Annotated in this window: 13 protein-coding genes and 1 tRNA gene; 4 read left to right on the forward strand and 10 right to left on the reverse strand. The window is 66.0% G+C overall.

Annotated features, from left to right (window positions below):
- Window positions 1–24 precede the first annotated feature (24 nt).
- The 8 genes from CVH10_RS01995 to CVH10_RS02030 form a co-directional block, all read right to left on the reverse strand.
- Window positions 25–1,206: an acyl-CoA dehydrogenase gene (locus CVH10_RS01995; protein WP_106487677.1), complete on the reverse strand. Its 1,182-nt coding sequence runs from the start codon at window positions 1,204–1,206 to the stop codon at window positions 25–27.
- Between the two features lie 162 nt (window positions 1,207–1,368).
- Window positions 1,369–2,613 (reverse strand): uracil-xanthine permease family protein, encoded by a 1,245-nt coding sequence (locus CVH10_RS02000; RefSeq protein ID WP_035598654.1) that lies wholly within the window; start codon window positions 2,611–2,613, stop codon window positions 1,369–1,371.
- 75 nt (window positions 2,614–2,688) lie between these two features.
- Window positions 2,689–3,318, reverse strand: a complete 630-nt coding sequence (gene upp / locus CVH10_RS02005; protein ID WP_035598651.1) for a uracil phosphoribosyltransferase — start codon at window positions 3,316–3,318, stop codon at window positions 2,689–2,691.
- Window positions 3,319–3,544: 226 nt separating this feature from the next.
- Window positions 3,545–4,231: a uracil-DNA glycosylase gene (gene ung / locus CVH10_RS02010; RefSeq protein ID WP_106487678.1), complete on the reverse strand. Its 687-nt coding sequence runs from the start codon at window positions 4,229–4,231 to the stop codon at window positions 3,545–3,547.
- Between the two features lie 3 nt (window positions 4,232–4,234).
- The gene (gene gpt / locus CVH10_RS02015; protein WP_035598737.1) at window positions 4,235–4,714 is read right to left on the reverse strand and encodes a xanthine phosphoribosyltransferase; all 480 of its coding nucleotides are present in this window, start codon (window positions 4,712–4,714) and stop codon (window positions 4,235–4,237) included.
- A gap of 4 nt (window positions 4,715–4,718) precedes the next feature.
- Window positions 4,719–5,264 (reverse strand): adenine phosphoribosyltransferase, encoded by a 546-nt coding sequence (locus tag CVH10_RS02020; protein WP_016854700.1) that lies wholly within the window; start codon window positions 5,262–5,264, stop codon window positions 4,719–4,721.
- Window positions 5,265–5,285: 21 nt separating this feature from the next.
- Window positions 5,286–6,590, reverse strand: coding sequence for an NCS2 family permease (locus CVH10_RS02025; RefSeq protein WP_035598646.1), 1,305 nt, complete (start codon window positions 6,588–6,590; stop codon window positions 5,286–5,288).
- Between the two features lie 181 nt (window positions 6,591–6,771).
- Window positions 6,772–7,401 carry a riboflavin synthase subunit alpha gene (locus tag CVH10_RS02030; RefSeq protein ID WP_106487679.1) on the reverse strand — a complete coding sequence of 210 codons (630 nt, stop codon included), beginning with the start codon at window positions 7,399–7,401 and terminating at the stop codon, window positions 6,772–6,774.
- Window positions 7,402–7,844: 443 nt separating this feature from the next.
- Between CVH10_RS02030 and CVH10_RS02035 the strand changes: the two genes are divergently transcribed.
- The 4 genes from CVH10_RS02035 to CVH10_RS02050 all read left to right on the forward strand — a co-directional run bounded on the left by CVH10_RS02035 (window position 7,845) and on the right by CVH10_RS02050 (window position 10,977).
- Entirely contained in the window at window positions 7,845–8,894 is a 1,050-nt protein-coding gene (locus tag CVH10_RS02035; protein WP_106487680.1) for a methionine ABC transporter ATP-binding protein, read from the forward strand.
- A complete protein-coding gene (locus CVH10_RS02040; RefSeq protein WP_106487681.1) occupies window positions 8,875–9,528 on the forward strand; it encodes a methionine ABC transporter permease in 654 nt (217 codons plus the stop codon). The genes CVH10_RS02035 and CVH10_RS02040 overlap by 20 nt, the downstream gene beginning before the upstream one ends.
- 99 nt (window positions 9,529–9,627) lie before the next feature.
- Complete coding sequence (locus CVH10_RS02045) at window positions 9,628–10,437, forward strand: MetQ/NlpA family ABC transporter substrate-binding protein (RefSeq protein WP_035598638.1); 810 nt, start codon at window positions 9,628–9,630, stop codon at window positions 10,435–10,437.
- 84 nt (window positions 10,438–10,521) lie between these two features.
- Entirely contained in the window at window positions 10,522–10,977 is a 456-nt protein-coding gene (locus tag CVH10_RS02050; RefSeq protein WP_035598636.1) for a GAF domain-containing protein, read from the forward strand.
- A 120-nt stretch (window positions 10,978–11,097) separates the two neighbouring features.
- Here CVH10_RS02050 and CVH10_RS02055 read toward each other — a convergent pair.
- Together CVH10_RS02055 and glpK are read right to left on the reverse strand one after the other, a co-directional pair.
- Window positions 11,098–11,174 (reverse strand) — tRNA-Val (locus tag CVH10_RS02055).
- Between the two features lie 111 nt (window positions 11,175–11,285).
- The gene (gene glpK / locus CVH10_RS02060) at window positions 11,286–12,794 is read right to left on the reverse strand and encodes a glycerol kinase GlpK (RefSeq protein ID WP_035598634.1); all 1,509 of its coding nucleotides are present in this window, start codon (window positions 12,792–12,794) and stop codon (window positions 11,286–11,288) included.
- Window positions 12,795–12,938 lie beyond the last annotated feature (144 nt).

A 12,938-nucleotide genomic window follows, 5' to 3' on the forward strand; every position in this document is an offset into this window, starting at 1 on the left:
GCTCCTCGCTCGTCGATATAAGCGTTATCCGGTGAAGGCCTGAATGCCGGTCTGCGCCCGGCCGAGTATCAGCGCATGAATATCGTGGGTGCCCTCGTAGGTGTTGACCGCCTCGAGATTCATGACGTGGCGGATCACCGGATACTCGTCGCTGATGCCGTTGCCGCCGTGCATGTCCCGCGCCTGACGGGCGATGTCCAGGGCCTTGCCGCAGTTGTTGCGCTTGATCAGCGAGATGGTCTCGGGCACCAGCTGACCGTCGTCGATCATCCGCCCCACCCGCAGCGCAGCCTGCAGTCCCAGCGCGATCTCGGTCTGCATGTCGGCGAGCTTCTTCTGGATCAGCTGATTGGCGGCCAAGGGGCGACCGAACTGCTGGCGATCGAGGGTGTACTGACGGGCGGCGTGCCAGCAGGCCTCGGCGGCGCCCATGCTGCCCCAGGCGATGCCGAAGCGGGCACGGTTGAGGCACGAAAAGGGCCCCTTGAGGCCGGTAACGCCGGGCAGACGGGCGTCGTCCGAGACCTCCACGTCCTGCATCACGATCTGGCCGGTGGTCGAGGCGCGCAGGCTGAACTTGCCGTCGATCCTGGGGGCCGAGAGCCCTTCCATGCCCTGCTCCAGCACGAAACCTCGGATCGTGCCCTCCTCGTCCCGGGCCCAGACCACGAAGACGTCGGCGATCGGCGCGTTGGTGATCCAGGTCTTGGTGCCGCTGAGCCGCCAGCCACCGTCGGTGCGCCGGGCACGGGTCGACATGGCGCCGGGATCGGAGCCGTGATCCGGCTCGGTGAGACCGAAGGCGCCGACCCACTCGCCGCTGGCGAGCTTCGGCAGGTAGCGATCCTTCTGGGCCTCGCTGCCGAAGGCGTGAATCGGGTACATGACCAGGCTCGACTGCACGCTCATGGCACTGCGATAGCCGGAGTCGACCCGCTCGACCTCGCGGGCGATCAGCCCGTAGCTGACATAGTTCATCCCGGCGCAGCCGAAGCCGTCGATGGTCGCCCCGAGCAGGCCGAGCTCGCCCATCTCGGTCATGATCTCGCGATCGAAGCGCTCCAGGCGGTTGGCCTCGCGCACCCGGGGCAGCAGCTGCTCCTGGCAGTAGTCGTGGGCGGTCTGCTGGACCAGGCGTTCGTCGCCGGCCAGCTGATCGATGAGGCGGAAGGGGTCGTCCCAGGTCATGGGAGTGATCTGGCTCATGAAGGCGCTCCGGTAAATTTCTACATTTTATAAAAATGTAGACCCGAGAAGCGTCCTTGCCAAGCCAGACCAAGGGCGAAGGAATGAGGGGAAAGCAACGAGAGAAGCAAGACGCAAAGGGAGGCCGGCCGCCGGCGCCGCGACAGCGCCGGCGGCGAGGCCTTATTCCTCTTCGGCGCGCGGCAGGATGGCGTTGAGCAGGATACCCACCAGCGCGGCGAGACCGACGCCCTGCAGCGTGAACTGGCCACCGCCGAGCTGCATGCCGCCGATGCCGAAGACCAGGATCAGCGACACCACCACCAGGTTGCGCGGTGCGGTCAGCGGCTTGCCGGCGCGCACCAGGGTGTTCATGCCGACCACCGCGATGGAGCCGAACAGCAGGGTCATGATGCCGCCCATCACCGGGCCGGGAATGGTCTGCAGCACGGCACCGAGCTTGCCGAGGAAGGACAGCAGCACGGCGATCACCGCAGTGACGATCATGATCCGCGGATTGAAGGCCCGAGTCAGGGTCACGGCACCGGTGACCTCGGAGTAGGTGGTGTTGGGCGGGCCGCCGAACAGCGAGGCCGTGCAGGTCGCCAGACCGTCGCCCAGCAGGGTGCGGTGCAGGCCGGGCTTGTCCAGGTAGTTGCGACGCGTCACCGAGCCGATGGCGATCATGTCACCGATGTGCTCCACCGCCGGGGCGATGGCCACCGGGATCATGAACAGCACCGCGGCCCAGTGGAAGCTCGGCGCCACGAACTCGGGCATCGCCAGCCAGGCCGCCTCGCGCACCGGCGTGTAGTCGACCACGCCCATCAGCGCGGCCAGCACGTAGCCGGTGACGATGCCGCCGAGGATCGGGATCAGACGGATCAGGCCGCGGCCGAACACCGCCAGCACCAGGGTCACCAGCAGGCTGGCCATGGACAGCACCATCGCGCGGCCGTAGCCGATGGCATCGCTGGTGCCGCCGGTGGCCATGTCCACCGCCACCGGCGCCAGGGCCAGGCCGATCACCATGATCACCGGGCCCACCACCACCGGCGGCAACAGGTAATGCAGCCAGACGGTGCCCTTGAGGCGCACGATCTGAGAGATCACCACGTAGACCACGCCGGCGGCCAGCAGCCCGCCGAGGGTCGCGGACACGCCGAAGCTCGCCACCGAGCCCTGGATCGGCGCGATGAAGGCGAAGGACGAGGCCAGGAACACCGGCACGCTGTTGCGGGTCACGGCGTGGAACACCAGGGTGCCGATGCCGGCGGTGAACAGCGCCACGTTGGGATCGAGACCGGTCAGCAGCGGCACCAGTACCAGCGAGCCGAAGGCCACGAACAGCATCTGGGCGCCGACGATCAGCGTACGCAGCGGGGATTCGACCGTCGGGGCGGTCGAGGAAGCGGTACTTTCCGTCATCCGAAGTCTCCGTAAGAGCCAGGCAGAAAAACGCCCCTGAAGAAGGGGCGTCAAAGCAATCAATGATTTATTGAATCAGCGGGTGCCGAAGATCTTGTCCCCGGCGTCCCCGAGCCCGGGGACGATGTAGCCGTGCTCGTCCAGGCGCTCGTCCACCGCGGCGGTGTAGATCTCGATGTCCGGGTAGGATTCCTGGACGCGCTCGATGCCCTCGGGCGAGGCCACCAGCACGATCACCTTCATGTGCTGGCAGCCGCGCTCGCGCAGCATGTCCAGCGTCGCGACCATGGTGCCGCCGGTGGCCAGCATCGGATCGATGACGATGGCCATGCGCTCGTCCATCTCGCCGGCGAACTTGGAGAAGTACGGCACCGGCTCGAGGGTCTCCTCGTCGCGATAGAGGCCGACCACGCTGATGCGCGCGCTGGGAATCAGATCGGTGACGCCGTCGAGCATGCCGAGACCGGCACGCAGGATCGGCACGATGGTGGTCTTCTTGCCCTTGAGCTGCTGGACGGGAATCTTGTTGCCGCTCCAGCCATCGAGCTCGGTGGTTTCCAGCTCCAGATCCTGGGTCGCCTCGTAGGTCAGCAGCTTGGCCACCTCGCCGGCCAGTTCACGGAAACTCTTGGTGCTGATACCGGCCTCGCGCATCAGTCCCAGCTTGTGCTGGACCAGGGGATGCTGGATGGCATGGACACTCATGGGGCGGACCTCTTCGGGCGTGGGGATTCGTCGGCAAGCTTAGTCGCACACGGGGCGTGCGCAAAATCGCGCGCCATTCTACCCGCAAGCCGGCCCAAGGTTAAGGCGACCGTTGACAGCGGAACGACACGACTCGATCGTCGTGGAACAGGTGTTGAACGACGCGAAATCAGCGACGGAAAGGGCCGTTCCCGGGCGAGTCGCCACTCCCGGGAACGGCGGTCCGTCACTCCGGCGTGGCCGGCAGCTGCCAGTCGACCGGCTCACGGCCGTGCTCGGCGAGGAAGCCATTGGCCCGCGAGAAGTGGTGGTTGCCGAAGAAGCCGCGGTGCGCCGACAGCGGCGACGGGTGCGGCGACTCCAGCACCAGATGGAGCGAGGTGTCGATCAACGCCTTCTTCTGGCGCGCGTGGCTACCCCACAGCAGGAAGACTGTGGGCTCGGCGTGCTCGCTGACCGTGGCGATGGCGCGATCGGTGAACGTCTCCCAGCCCTTGCCGCGATGGGAGCCGGCATTGCCCTGCTCCACCGTCAGCGAGGTGTTCAGCAGCAGCACGCCCTGGCGCGCCCAGTGCTCCAGGTTGCCGTGGTCGACGGGCACGAAGCCGACGTCGGTGGCCAGCTCCTTGTAGACGTTGACCAGCGACGGCGGAATGCGCACCCCGGGACGCACCGAGAAGCACAGGCCGTGGGCCTGGCCCGGCCCGTGGTAAGGGTCCTGACCGAGGATCACCACCTTGACCCGATCCAGTGGCGTCAGCTCGAAGGCGCGAAACCAGTCGGAGGAATGCGGGTAGATGACCTTGCGGGCGGCCTTCTCGGCCGCCAGGAAATCACGCAGCGCCTGCATGTAGGGCGCGGCGAACTCGTCGCCGAGCCAGCGCTGCCAGCTGTCGGGTAACGGGCTATTCATGAGTCAGCGCTTGATCCGGTCGGCCAGGGGTTCGACATAGGTCACCCCCATGTCCCAGGGGAACTGGATCCAGCAGTCCTGGGCCACCTCGGTGAGGTACTGGTCGACCAGCGGGCGCCCCTCCGGCTTGGCATAGACTGTGACGAAGTGCGCGCGAGGCAGCATCTCGCGTACCTTGCGCGCCGTCTTGCCGGTATCGACGAGATCGTCCACCAGCAGCCAGCCGTCGCCGTCGTGGTCGACGCCCTTCATCACCTCGAGCGCCCCCTGGTCCTGCCCCTCGTAGCTCTTGATACAGACGGTGTCGATCAGTCGCACATTGAGCTCGCGGGCGATCAGCGCCGCCGGAATCAGGCCGCCGCGGGTGATGGCGACGATGCCCTGGAAGTCGCGCTCGACCAGTCGATGGCAAAGCTCGCGCACGTCCCGGTGCAGCTGGTCCCAGGACACGGTGAAGTGCTGGTGATAGCGATGACTCATGATGGCGTCACTCGTCCTCGGTGAAGGAACAGACCGCGAAGACGTTGAAACCGGCCTCGCGAATACGATCGGCGCCACCCAGGTCCGGGAGGTCGACGATGGTGGACGTCTCCACCACATGGCCGCCGCTGCGGGTGATCAGCTTGGCCGCGGCCAGCATGGTGCCGCCGGTAGCGATCAGGTCGTCGACCACCAGGATGCGGTCGCCCTCGCGGAAGGCGTCGCTGTGCAGCTCGACCTCGGCCTCGCCGTATTCCAGCGTATAGGTCTCGCTGATGGTCTTGAACGGCAGCTTGCCCTTCTTGCGCACCGGCACGAAGCTGCAACCCAGCTCGTAGGCCAGCGGCGCACCGACGATGAAGCCGCGGGCATCGATGGCGGCGATGGCGTCGAGCTCCAGATCCTGATAGCGGTGCACGAAGCTGTCGATCAGCTTGCGGAAGGCCGAGCTGTTCTGCAGCAGCGGCGTGATGTCACGGAAGTTGACGCCCGGCTGCGGCCAGTCGGGTACAGTGCGGATGACGGACTTGATGTAGTCGCCGTAGATGCTCATCACGATTCTCGTCGGTCGGTGTCAGTCGAGGAACAGCAGCTTGGCGCTGAAGACCAGCGCCAGCACCACCACGGCCGGATTCAGGTCGCGGAAGCGACCGGACAGGGCCTTGATGGCGGCGTAGCTGACGAAGCCCAAGGCGATGCCCTCGGCAATGGAAAAGGTCAGCGGCATGGCAAGTGCCGCAATCAGCACCGGCGCCGCCTCGGTGGCGTCGTTCCAGTCGGCGTGGGCCAGGCTGCCCGCCATCAGCACCGCCACGTAGAGCAGCGCGCCGGCGGTGGCGAAGGCCGGGATGGAGCCCGCCAGCGGCGAGAAGAACAGGCTGATCAAGAACAGCACGCCGACCACCACGGCGGTCAGGCCGGTGCGTCCGCCGGAGATGATGCCGGCGGTGGACTCGATGTAGCTGGTGGTGGTCGAGGTGCCGAGCGCGGCACCGGCCATGGAGGCGCCGCTGTCGGCCATCATGGCGCGGCCGATACGCGGCAGCTTGCCGTCCTTGTCGAGCAGGCCGCCCCGATGGGCGACGCCGATCAGGGTGCCGGAGGTGTCGAACAGATCGACGAACAGGAAGGCGAACACCACGCTGAGCATGGCCACATCCAGAGCACCGGCCAGGTCGAGCTGCATCAGGGTCGGCGCGATGGAGGGCGGCATGGAGACGATGCCGCCGAACTCGTTATGGCCGAGCAGCATCGACAGCGCGGTGATGCCGAGGATGCCGATCATCACCGCGCCGGTGACGCGCAGGTGTGCCAGCGCCGTGATCACGAAGAAGCCGAGCAGCGCGTAGAGCGCCGCGGGCTCGGACAGATCGCCGAGAGCCACGTAGGTTGCCTCGTTGGCCACCACGATGCCGGAATTCTGCAGCGCGATCATGGCCAGGAACAGGCCGATACCGGCGGCGATCCCCAGGCGCAGCGACATGGGAATCGAGTTGATGATCCACTCGCGAATGCGGAACACGCTGAGCAGGAAGAAGGTGAAGCCGGACAGGAAGACCGCGCCCAGCGCCGCTTCCCAGCTGTAGCCCATCCCCATCACCACGCCATAGGTGAAGAAGGCGTTGAGGCCCATGCCGGGCGCCAGGGCGATGGGATAGTTGGCCCACAGCCCCATGATGAGACAGCCCACCGCGGAGGCCAGACAGGTGGCCACGAACACCGCACCGTAGTCCATGCCGGATTCGGAGAGGATGCTCGGATTGACGAAGATGATGTAGGCCATCGTCAGGAAGGTGGTGATCCCGGCGATGATCTCGGTCTTCGCGTTCGTGCCGTGTTCGGCGAGCTTGAAGTGACGTTCGATCAGGCTTTTCTGCATGGAGAATTCGTCCTGTGCGGCGCTTGGCGTCCTGCTGGGTGCGAGAAAAGCCGCACATGGTAGCGGATGGCGTCCCGGGAATCGAGGCGCCATCCGCTACCGGCGATGCGGCACGGCTTCCTGATATATAAGGGATGCTTGGAACGCTGGCCAGCGGACTCGCCAACGCACGCTGAACACCTCAGGCGTCGCGAGAGGCCATCACCCGCTCCACCGTCTCGACGATGGCCTGGGTCTGGGGATCGATCTCGATGTTGACGCGGTCGCCCGGCACCCGGTCGGCAAGCACGGTGCGCGCCAGGGTCTCGGGGATCAGATCGACGCAGAAGCGCGGGCCGTGCTCGGCAGTGGCCGGCCGCGCCTCGCCGATGGTCAGGCTGGCACCGTCCACGCCGATGTAGCCCTTGTCGAACACGAAGCGACCCAGAGACTCCGGCAGCTCGAACCACAGCCGGCGGTTATTGGGCGCCTCGTCGAGGGACACCAGCTCGGCGGTGGCGATCACGTGGCCTGACATGGCGTGGCCGCCGATCTCGTCACCGAAGCGAGCCGCGCGCTCGACGTTGACCCGGTCGCCGACGGCCAGCTCGCCGAGGTTGGTGACGCGCAGCGTCTCCCGCATCAGGTCGAAGCTGACGCGCTCGCCCTCGATCTCGGTGACGGTCAGGCAGACCCCGTTGTGGGCCACCGAGGCGCCGATCTCGAGCCCCTGGCCCAGCGCCCCCGGCAGGCGCACTACATGGGTACGGAAGGCCTCCGCCTCCTCGATGGCCACCACCTCGGCGATGCCCTGCACGATGCCTGTGAACATGTGCTGATCTTCCTCTCGTGTCATGCCGCCCGGACGGGCGCAAAGGTGATCAGTGTAGGGAAAGGCAACACCAGGCGTCCATGGCGGCACCGGTGAGGCGCGGGAGCGACCGGATGCCCCTCCCTGCCCCTTACGCCAGACGTTTTTCCTGTCTCAGGCGTTTTTCTGGGTATTCTCACCATCAGCCCGGCTAGCGAACACCAACTTGGACCAAATGGTTTGACATACGCCCGTTCGAACCCTAGGATACGCGCACATTTTGACGGCGCCGATTTGGACCCGGATTGCGGGCGCCGCTGACGCATGGTTTTCGAGCCGTGCGGCAGGAAGTGCAGCTAAAAGGGTGTGTCCAGCGTTGATGGCCACCCGTCAGGGTGGCCTTTTTTTTGGCCGCTCGCCGGCTGACGGCCCGCCCCTCCCCCGGCGCCACCCCGGTGGCCCAGATGATTCGACTCCAGAACGTATCCAAGACCTACTTCACCAAGGGCAAGCGCGACGGCGTCGAAGCGCTCAAGCCCGTTGACCTGCACGTGCCCAAGGGGCAGATCCACGGCGTGATCGGCCTGTCCGGCGCCGGCAAGTCGACCCTGATCCGCTGCGTGAACCTGCTCGAGCGCCCCACCACGGGCACCGTCACGGTGGACGGCCAGGAACTCACCGGCCTGTCCCGCGACGCGCTCAACCAGGCGCGCCATCGCATCGGCATGATCTTCCAGCATTTCAACCTGCTGACCTCGCGCACCGTGTTCGACAACGTCGCGCTGCCGCTGGAGCTGATGGGCGTGAAGAAAGCGGAGATCCGCGAGCGCGTCACGCCGCTGCTGGAGCTCGTCGGCCTGGCCGACAAGGCCAGCCACTACCCGGCCCAGCTCTCCGGCGGCCAGAAGCAGCGCGTGGCCATCGCCCGGGCGCTGGCCAGCCGTCCGCGGGTGCTGCTGTGCGACGAAGCGACCTCGGCGCTCGACCCGCATACCACCGGCGCCATCCTGGAGCTACTGCAGGACATCAACCAGAAGCTCGGCCTGACCATCCTGCTGATCACTCACGAGATGGAGGTGGTCAAGACCATCTGCCATCGCGTCAGCCTGATCTCCGGCGGCGAGCTGGTCGAGGAAGCCGACGTCGGCGACTTCTTCACCGCCCCCGGCACCCGGCTTGGGCGCGACTTCCTCAACGACTTCCTCGAGCTCGAGCCGCCACGCACGCTGGTCGAACGCCTCGAGGAGTCGCCCGGTGCGAAGACGCATCCGGTGGTACGCCTGGCCTTCTCCGGCGACGCCGTCTCCACGCCGCTGATCTCGCGGCTGGCCCGTGAGTGCGGCGTCGACGTCAGCATTCTTCAGGCCAAGGTGGAGTCGATCCAGGATCGCACCCTGGGCCTGATGATCGCCGAACTGATGGGCGACGCGGACGAGACGCGCCGCGCCATCGCCTACCTGGAAACCCATGACCTGAAGGTGGAGGTGCTCGGCCATGTCCAGCGCGATAATTGAACTGATCCTCGAAGCCACCCTAGACACCCTCTACATGGTGGCGATTTCCGGACTGATCTCCGCCGCGGTGGGCATCCCGCTCGGCGTGCTGCTCAACGTCACCCGGCCCCGCCAGGTACTTGCCCAGCCGGCGCTCAACGGCGTGCTCGGCATCATCACCAACGTCGGCCGCTCGGTGCCCTTCATCATTCTGATGGTGGCCATCATCCCCTTCACCCGCACCCTGGTCGGCTCCTCCATCGGCACCAACGCCGCGGTGGTGCCGCTGACCATCGCCGCCATCCCGTTCGTGGCACGCCTGGTCGAAGGCGCGCTGAACGAGATCCCGCCAGGCCTGGTGGAAGCCGCCCAGTCCATGGGCGCCACGCCCTGGCAGATCATCACCCGAGTGCTGCTTCCCGAAGCCCGCGGCGGTATCTTCACCGCCCTGACCGTGACCGTCGTGACCCTGATCAGCTACTCCGCCATGGCCGGCGCGGTAGGCGGCGGCGGCCTGGGCGATCTGGGCATCCGCTACGGCTACAATCGCTTCAACCCCACCATCATGCTCATCACCGTGGTGATCCTGGTGGTCATGGTGCAGGGCTTCCAGAGCCTGGGGGACTATCTGGTACGCAAGAGCGATCACAAGTGAGGACATCGCCTCGATAACCAGATCGCATTACACATCTCGTTTTTATACCTTTATAGTCGTGGGTGAACCTCACGTCAGCTTCGACAGGGAGACATCGATATGCGCAGCATCCTGATCGGCGGCCTCGCCGCTTCCGCCCTGGCCCTCGCGATCGGCCAGGCCAACGCCGACGAGCACGGCATCAAGGTCGGCACCGTGGCCGGCCCCGAGACCGACGTCATGCAGGTCGCCGCCGACGTCGCCGAGCGCGAGTACGGCCTGGACGTCGAGATCGTCGAGTTCACCGACTACGTCACGCCCAACGCCGCACTGGCCGACGGCAGCCTGGATGCCAACGCCTACCAGCACGAGCCGTACATGCAGTCGATGATCGACGACCGCGGCTACGACTTCGCCATCGCCGGCCGCACCTTCGTCTATCCGATCGGCGCCTACTCCGAGAAGGTCGACAGCATCGACGCGCTGCCGGACGGCGCCACCATCGCCCTGCCCAACGACCCGACCAACGAGGGCCGCTCGCTGATCCTGATGCACGAGCTGGGCCTGATCACCCTGGACGATCCCGAGAACCTCGAGGCGACCCCGCTGAACATCGTCGAGAACCCGCACGACTTCGACTTCCGCGAGATCGAGGCCGCCCAGCTGCCCCGCGTGCTGCCCGATGTGGACATGGCCTTCATCAATAACACCTTCGCCCAGCCGGCCGGCCTGAGCCTGGACGATGCCCTGATCAAGGAAGGCCCGGACTCCCCCTACGTCAACCTGATCGCCGTGCGCGCCGGTGACGAGGACCGCGAGGCGATCCAACAGCTGGTCGATGCTTACCAGAGCGACGAAGTGGCCGCCAAGGCCGAGGAGCTGTTCGACGGCGCCGCGGTGCCGGGCTGGACCGAAGACGAAGCCGAATAAGGCGCATGATCGCGTCATAGCGCGCGATCACGCTACCAAAGGGGGCCGGCCACTGTGCCGGCCCCTGTCGTTGAAGGAGAGACCATGACCGATTACGCTCTGCTCGCCCGCCAGCTCGACGCCCTGCTGGACACCCGTGACTGGCTGACCAACAGCGCCCAGACCTGCGCCTTCATCATGCAGCAGGTGCCCGAGCTGAACTGGGCCGGCTTCTACCTGCAGCGCCAGCCCGAGGTGCTGTCGCTCGGCCCCTTCCAGGGCCAGCCCGCCTGCCATCCGATTCCGTTCAGCAAGGGCGTGTGCGGCGCCGCGGCGCGCTCCCGCGAGACACAGCGCGTCGAGGACGTCCACGCCATCCCCGACCACATCGCCTGTGACGCCGCCTCCCAGGCCGAGCTGGTGATCCCGATCGTGGTCAACGACCGCCTGTGGGGCGTGCTCGACCTGGACAGCCCGACGCGCGGCCGCTTCGGCGCCGACGACCAGGCCGGCCTCGAGGCGCTGGTGAAGGTGTTCGCCGAGCGCAGCGATCTCGACTAGGGACTTGATCCGCCCGGCGGCCGCAAATGCCGCCGGGCGGAAGCGCATCGCCCCCGCCCGAGCCATCGGCACAACGAAAAACGCCCCGAAGCGGAAGCCTTGGGGCGTTTTTGCGGAATCTGGTAGGACCAGGCGGATTTGAACCGCCGACCTCCACGATGTCAACGTGGCGCTCTAACCAACTGAGCTATGGTCCTGCTGTCGCTGTTTGCGGCGATCTGTGCCGTGACAACGGATGCGTATTCTACGGACTCCGCGAAAATATGCAAGCGCTTTTTCCAGGCACGCCACAAACAAGTCACGGCGGATCAGGAGCTTGGCGCTGCACCTTCAGGGTCACAGCGCACGCGTTCCACCGCTTCCAGCCAACCGCTATAGAGGCGCTCGCGCTCGCCCTCCTCCATTGACGGGAAGAAGCTGCGCTCGCTCTGCCAGAGTGCCGCTATCTCCTCGAGATCCCGGTACCAGCCAAGTCGCAGACCGGCCAGATAAGCCGCCCCAAGCGCCGTGGTCTCGAGAATGCCCGGACGGTCCACCTGCACGCCCAGCATGTCGGCCAGGAACTGCATCACCCAGCCATTGACCACCATGCCGCCATCCACCCGAAGGGTGCCCGGCGGCGTGCGCATGTCGTCACTCATGCACACCTGCAGATCCCGCGTCTGATAGCAGACCGCCTGGAGGCCGGCGGCCACGATATCGGCAATGCCGGTGTCTCGGGTCAGCCCGAGGATCGCACCGCGGGCCTTGGGATCCCAGTGTGGCGCCCCCAACCCGGTAAAGGCCGGCACCAGATACACGCCGTGACCGCTACTGGTCTCTCGCGCCAGGGCCTCGGTCTCGGATGCATCGGCGAACAGCTTCAGCCCGTCACGCAGCCATTGGACGGTCGCTCCAGCCACGAAGATACTGCCCTCCATGGCATAGGTCGGAACGCCATTCAGGCGATAACCCACGGTGGTCAGCAGACGATTACGAGAGACCTCGGCTTGCAGGCCGGTGTTCACGATCATGAAGCAGCCGGTGCCGTAGGTGCTCTTGCCCATGCCCGGCGAGAAACAGGCCTGGCCCACCAGGGCCGCCTGCTGGTCACCCGCCACCCCGGCAATGGGCAGCTCGCCGCCGAACCAATGGGCATTGGTGCGACCGAAGTCGTCGCTGGAGTCCTTGACCTCGGGTAGCAGGCTGGCCGGGATATCGAACAGCGCCATCAGATCCGGGTCCCAGCGCTGCGAATGAATGTCGAACAGTGCCGTGCGCGACGCATTGGTTGCATCCGTCGCGTGCACCCGACCACCGGTGAGACGCCAGATCAGGAAGGTATCCACCGTGCCGAATGCCAGCTCGCCACGCTCGGCTCGCTCACGGGCACCCTCGACGTTATCCAGCAGCCAGGCCAGCTTGGTGGCCGAGAAATAGGGATCGATCAAAAGCCCGGTACGCGCCTGCACCAGCTCGGCATGCCCGGCGTCTCTAAGGCGCTGGCAGTGTTCGGCGGTACGCCGATCCTGCCATACGATCGCGTCGTGAAGCGGCTTGCCGGTTTCCCGATCCCACAGCAGCGTGGTCTCCCGCTGATTGGTGATGCCGATCCCGGCGATCTCCTCGATGGCCACTCCCTGCTCGGCAATCACCTCGCGACAGGTCGCCAGCACGCTCTCCCAGATGGCTTCGGGATCATGCTCGACCCATCCGTCAGCGGGAAACTGCTGAGGGAACTCCCTCTGGGCCATCGCGATGCCGCGACTCTCTCGATCGAAGAGTATCGCGCGCGAGCTGGTGGTCCCCTGGTCGATAGCAAGCAGGTAAGAAGCCATGAGAAAGCATCCTGAGATGGCTCGTTGTCACGGGAACACTTTCGCTTTTTCACCGGAAAATGTTCAATTATGATCAAAAGATTACGCTAGCGACTGATAGCACTCAATTGGTGATGCCGCCTCCCGACTAAGACTTTCGGCGCG

The sequence above is a fragment of the Halomonas sp. ND22Bw genome (genome assembly GCF_003011945.1).
GTDB classification, from domain to species: domain Bacteria; phylum Pseudomonadota; class Gammaproteobacteria; order Pseudomonadales; family Halomonadaceae; genus Halomonas; species Halomonas halophila.

Excerpts from the sequence above, each read along its gene's own strand:
- CVH10_RS02030 (WP_106487679.1), bottom strand. The coding sequence starts at position 7,401 with ATGTTCACAGGCATCGTGCAGGGCATCGCCGAGGTGGTGGCCATCGAG.
- glpK (WP_035598634.1), bottom strand. The coding sequence starts at position 12,794 with ATGGCTTCTTACCTGCTTGCTATCGACCAGGGGACCACCAGCTCGCGC.
- CVH10_RS02040 (WP_106487681.1), top strand. The coding sequence starts at position 8,875 with ATGTCCAGCGCGATAATTGAACTGATCCTCGAAGCCACCCTAGACACC.
- upp (WP_035598651.1), bottom strand. The coding sequence starts at position 3,318 with ATGAGTGTCCATGCCATCCAGCATCCCCTGGTCCAGCACAAGCTGGGA.
- ung (WP_106487678.1), bottom strand. The coding sequence starts at position 4,231 with ATGAATAGCCCGTTACCCGACAGCTGGCAGCGCTGGCTCGGCGACGAG.
- CVH10_RS02020 (WP_016854700.1), bottom strand. The coding sequence starts at position 5,264 with ATGAGCATCTACGGCGACTACATCAAGTCCGTCATCCGCACTGTACCC.
- CVH10_RS02025 (WP_035598646.1), bottom strand. The coding sequence starts at position 6,590 with ATGCAGAAAAGCCTGATCGAACGTCACTTCAAGCTCGCCGAACACGGC.
- CVH10_RS01995 (WP_106487677.1), bottom strand. The coding sequence starts at position 1,206 with ATGAGCCAGATCACTCCCATGACCTGGGACGACCCCTTCCGCCTCATC.
- CVH10_RS02000 (WP_035598654.1), bottom strand. The coding sequence starts at position 2,613 with ATGACGGAAAGTACCGCTTCCTCGACCGCCCCGACGGTCGAATCCCCG.
- CVH10_RS02045 (WP_035598638.1), top strand. The coding sequence starts at position 9,628 with ATGCGCAGCATCCTGATCGGCGGCCTCGCCGCTTCCGCCCTGGCCCTC.
- CVH10_RS02035 (WP_106487680.1), top strand. The coding sequence starts at position 7,845 with ATGATTCGACTCCAGAACGTATCCAAGACCTACTTCACCAAGGGCAAG.
- CVH10_RS02050 (WP_035598636.1), top strand. The coding sequence starts at position 10,522 with ATGACCGATTACGCTCTGCTCGCCCGCCAGCTCGACGCCCTGCTGGAC.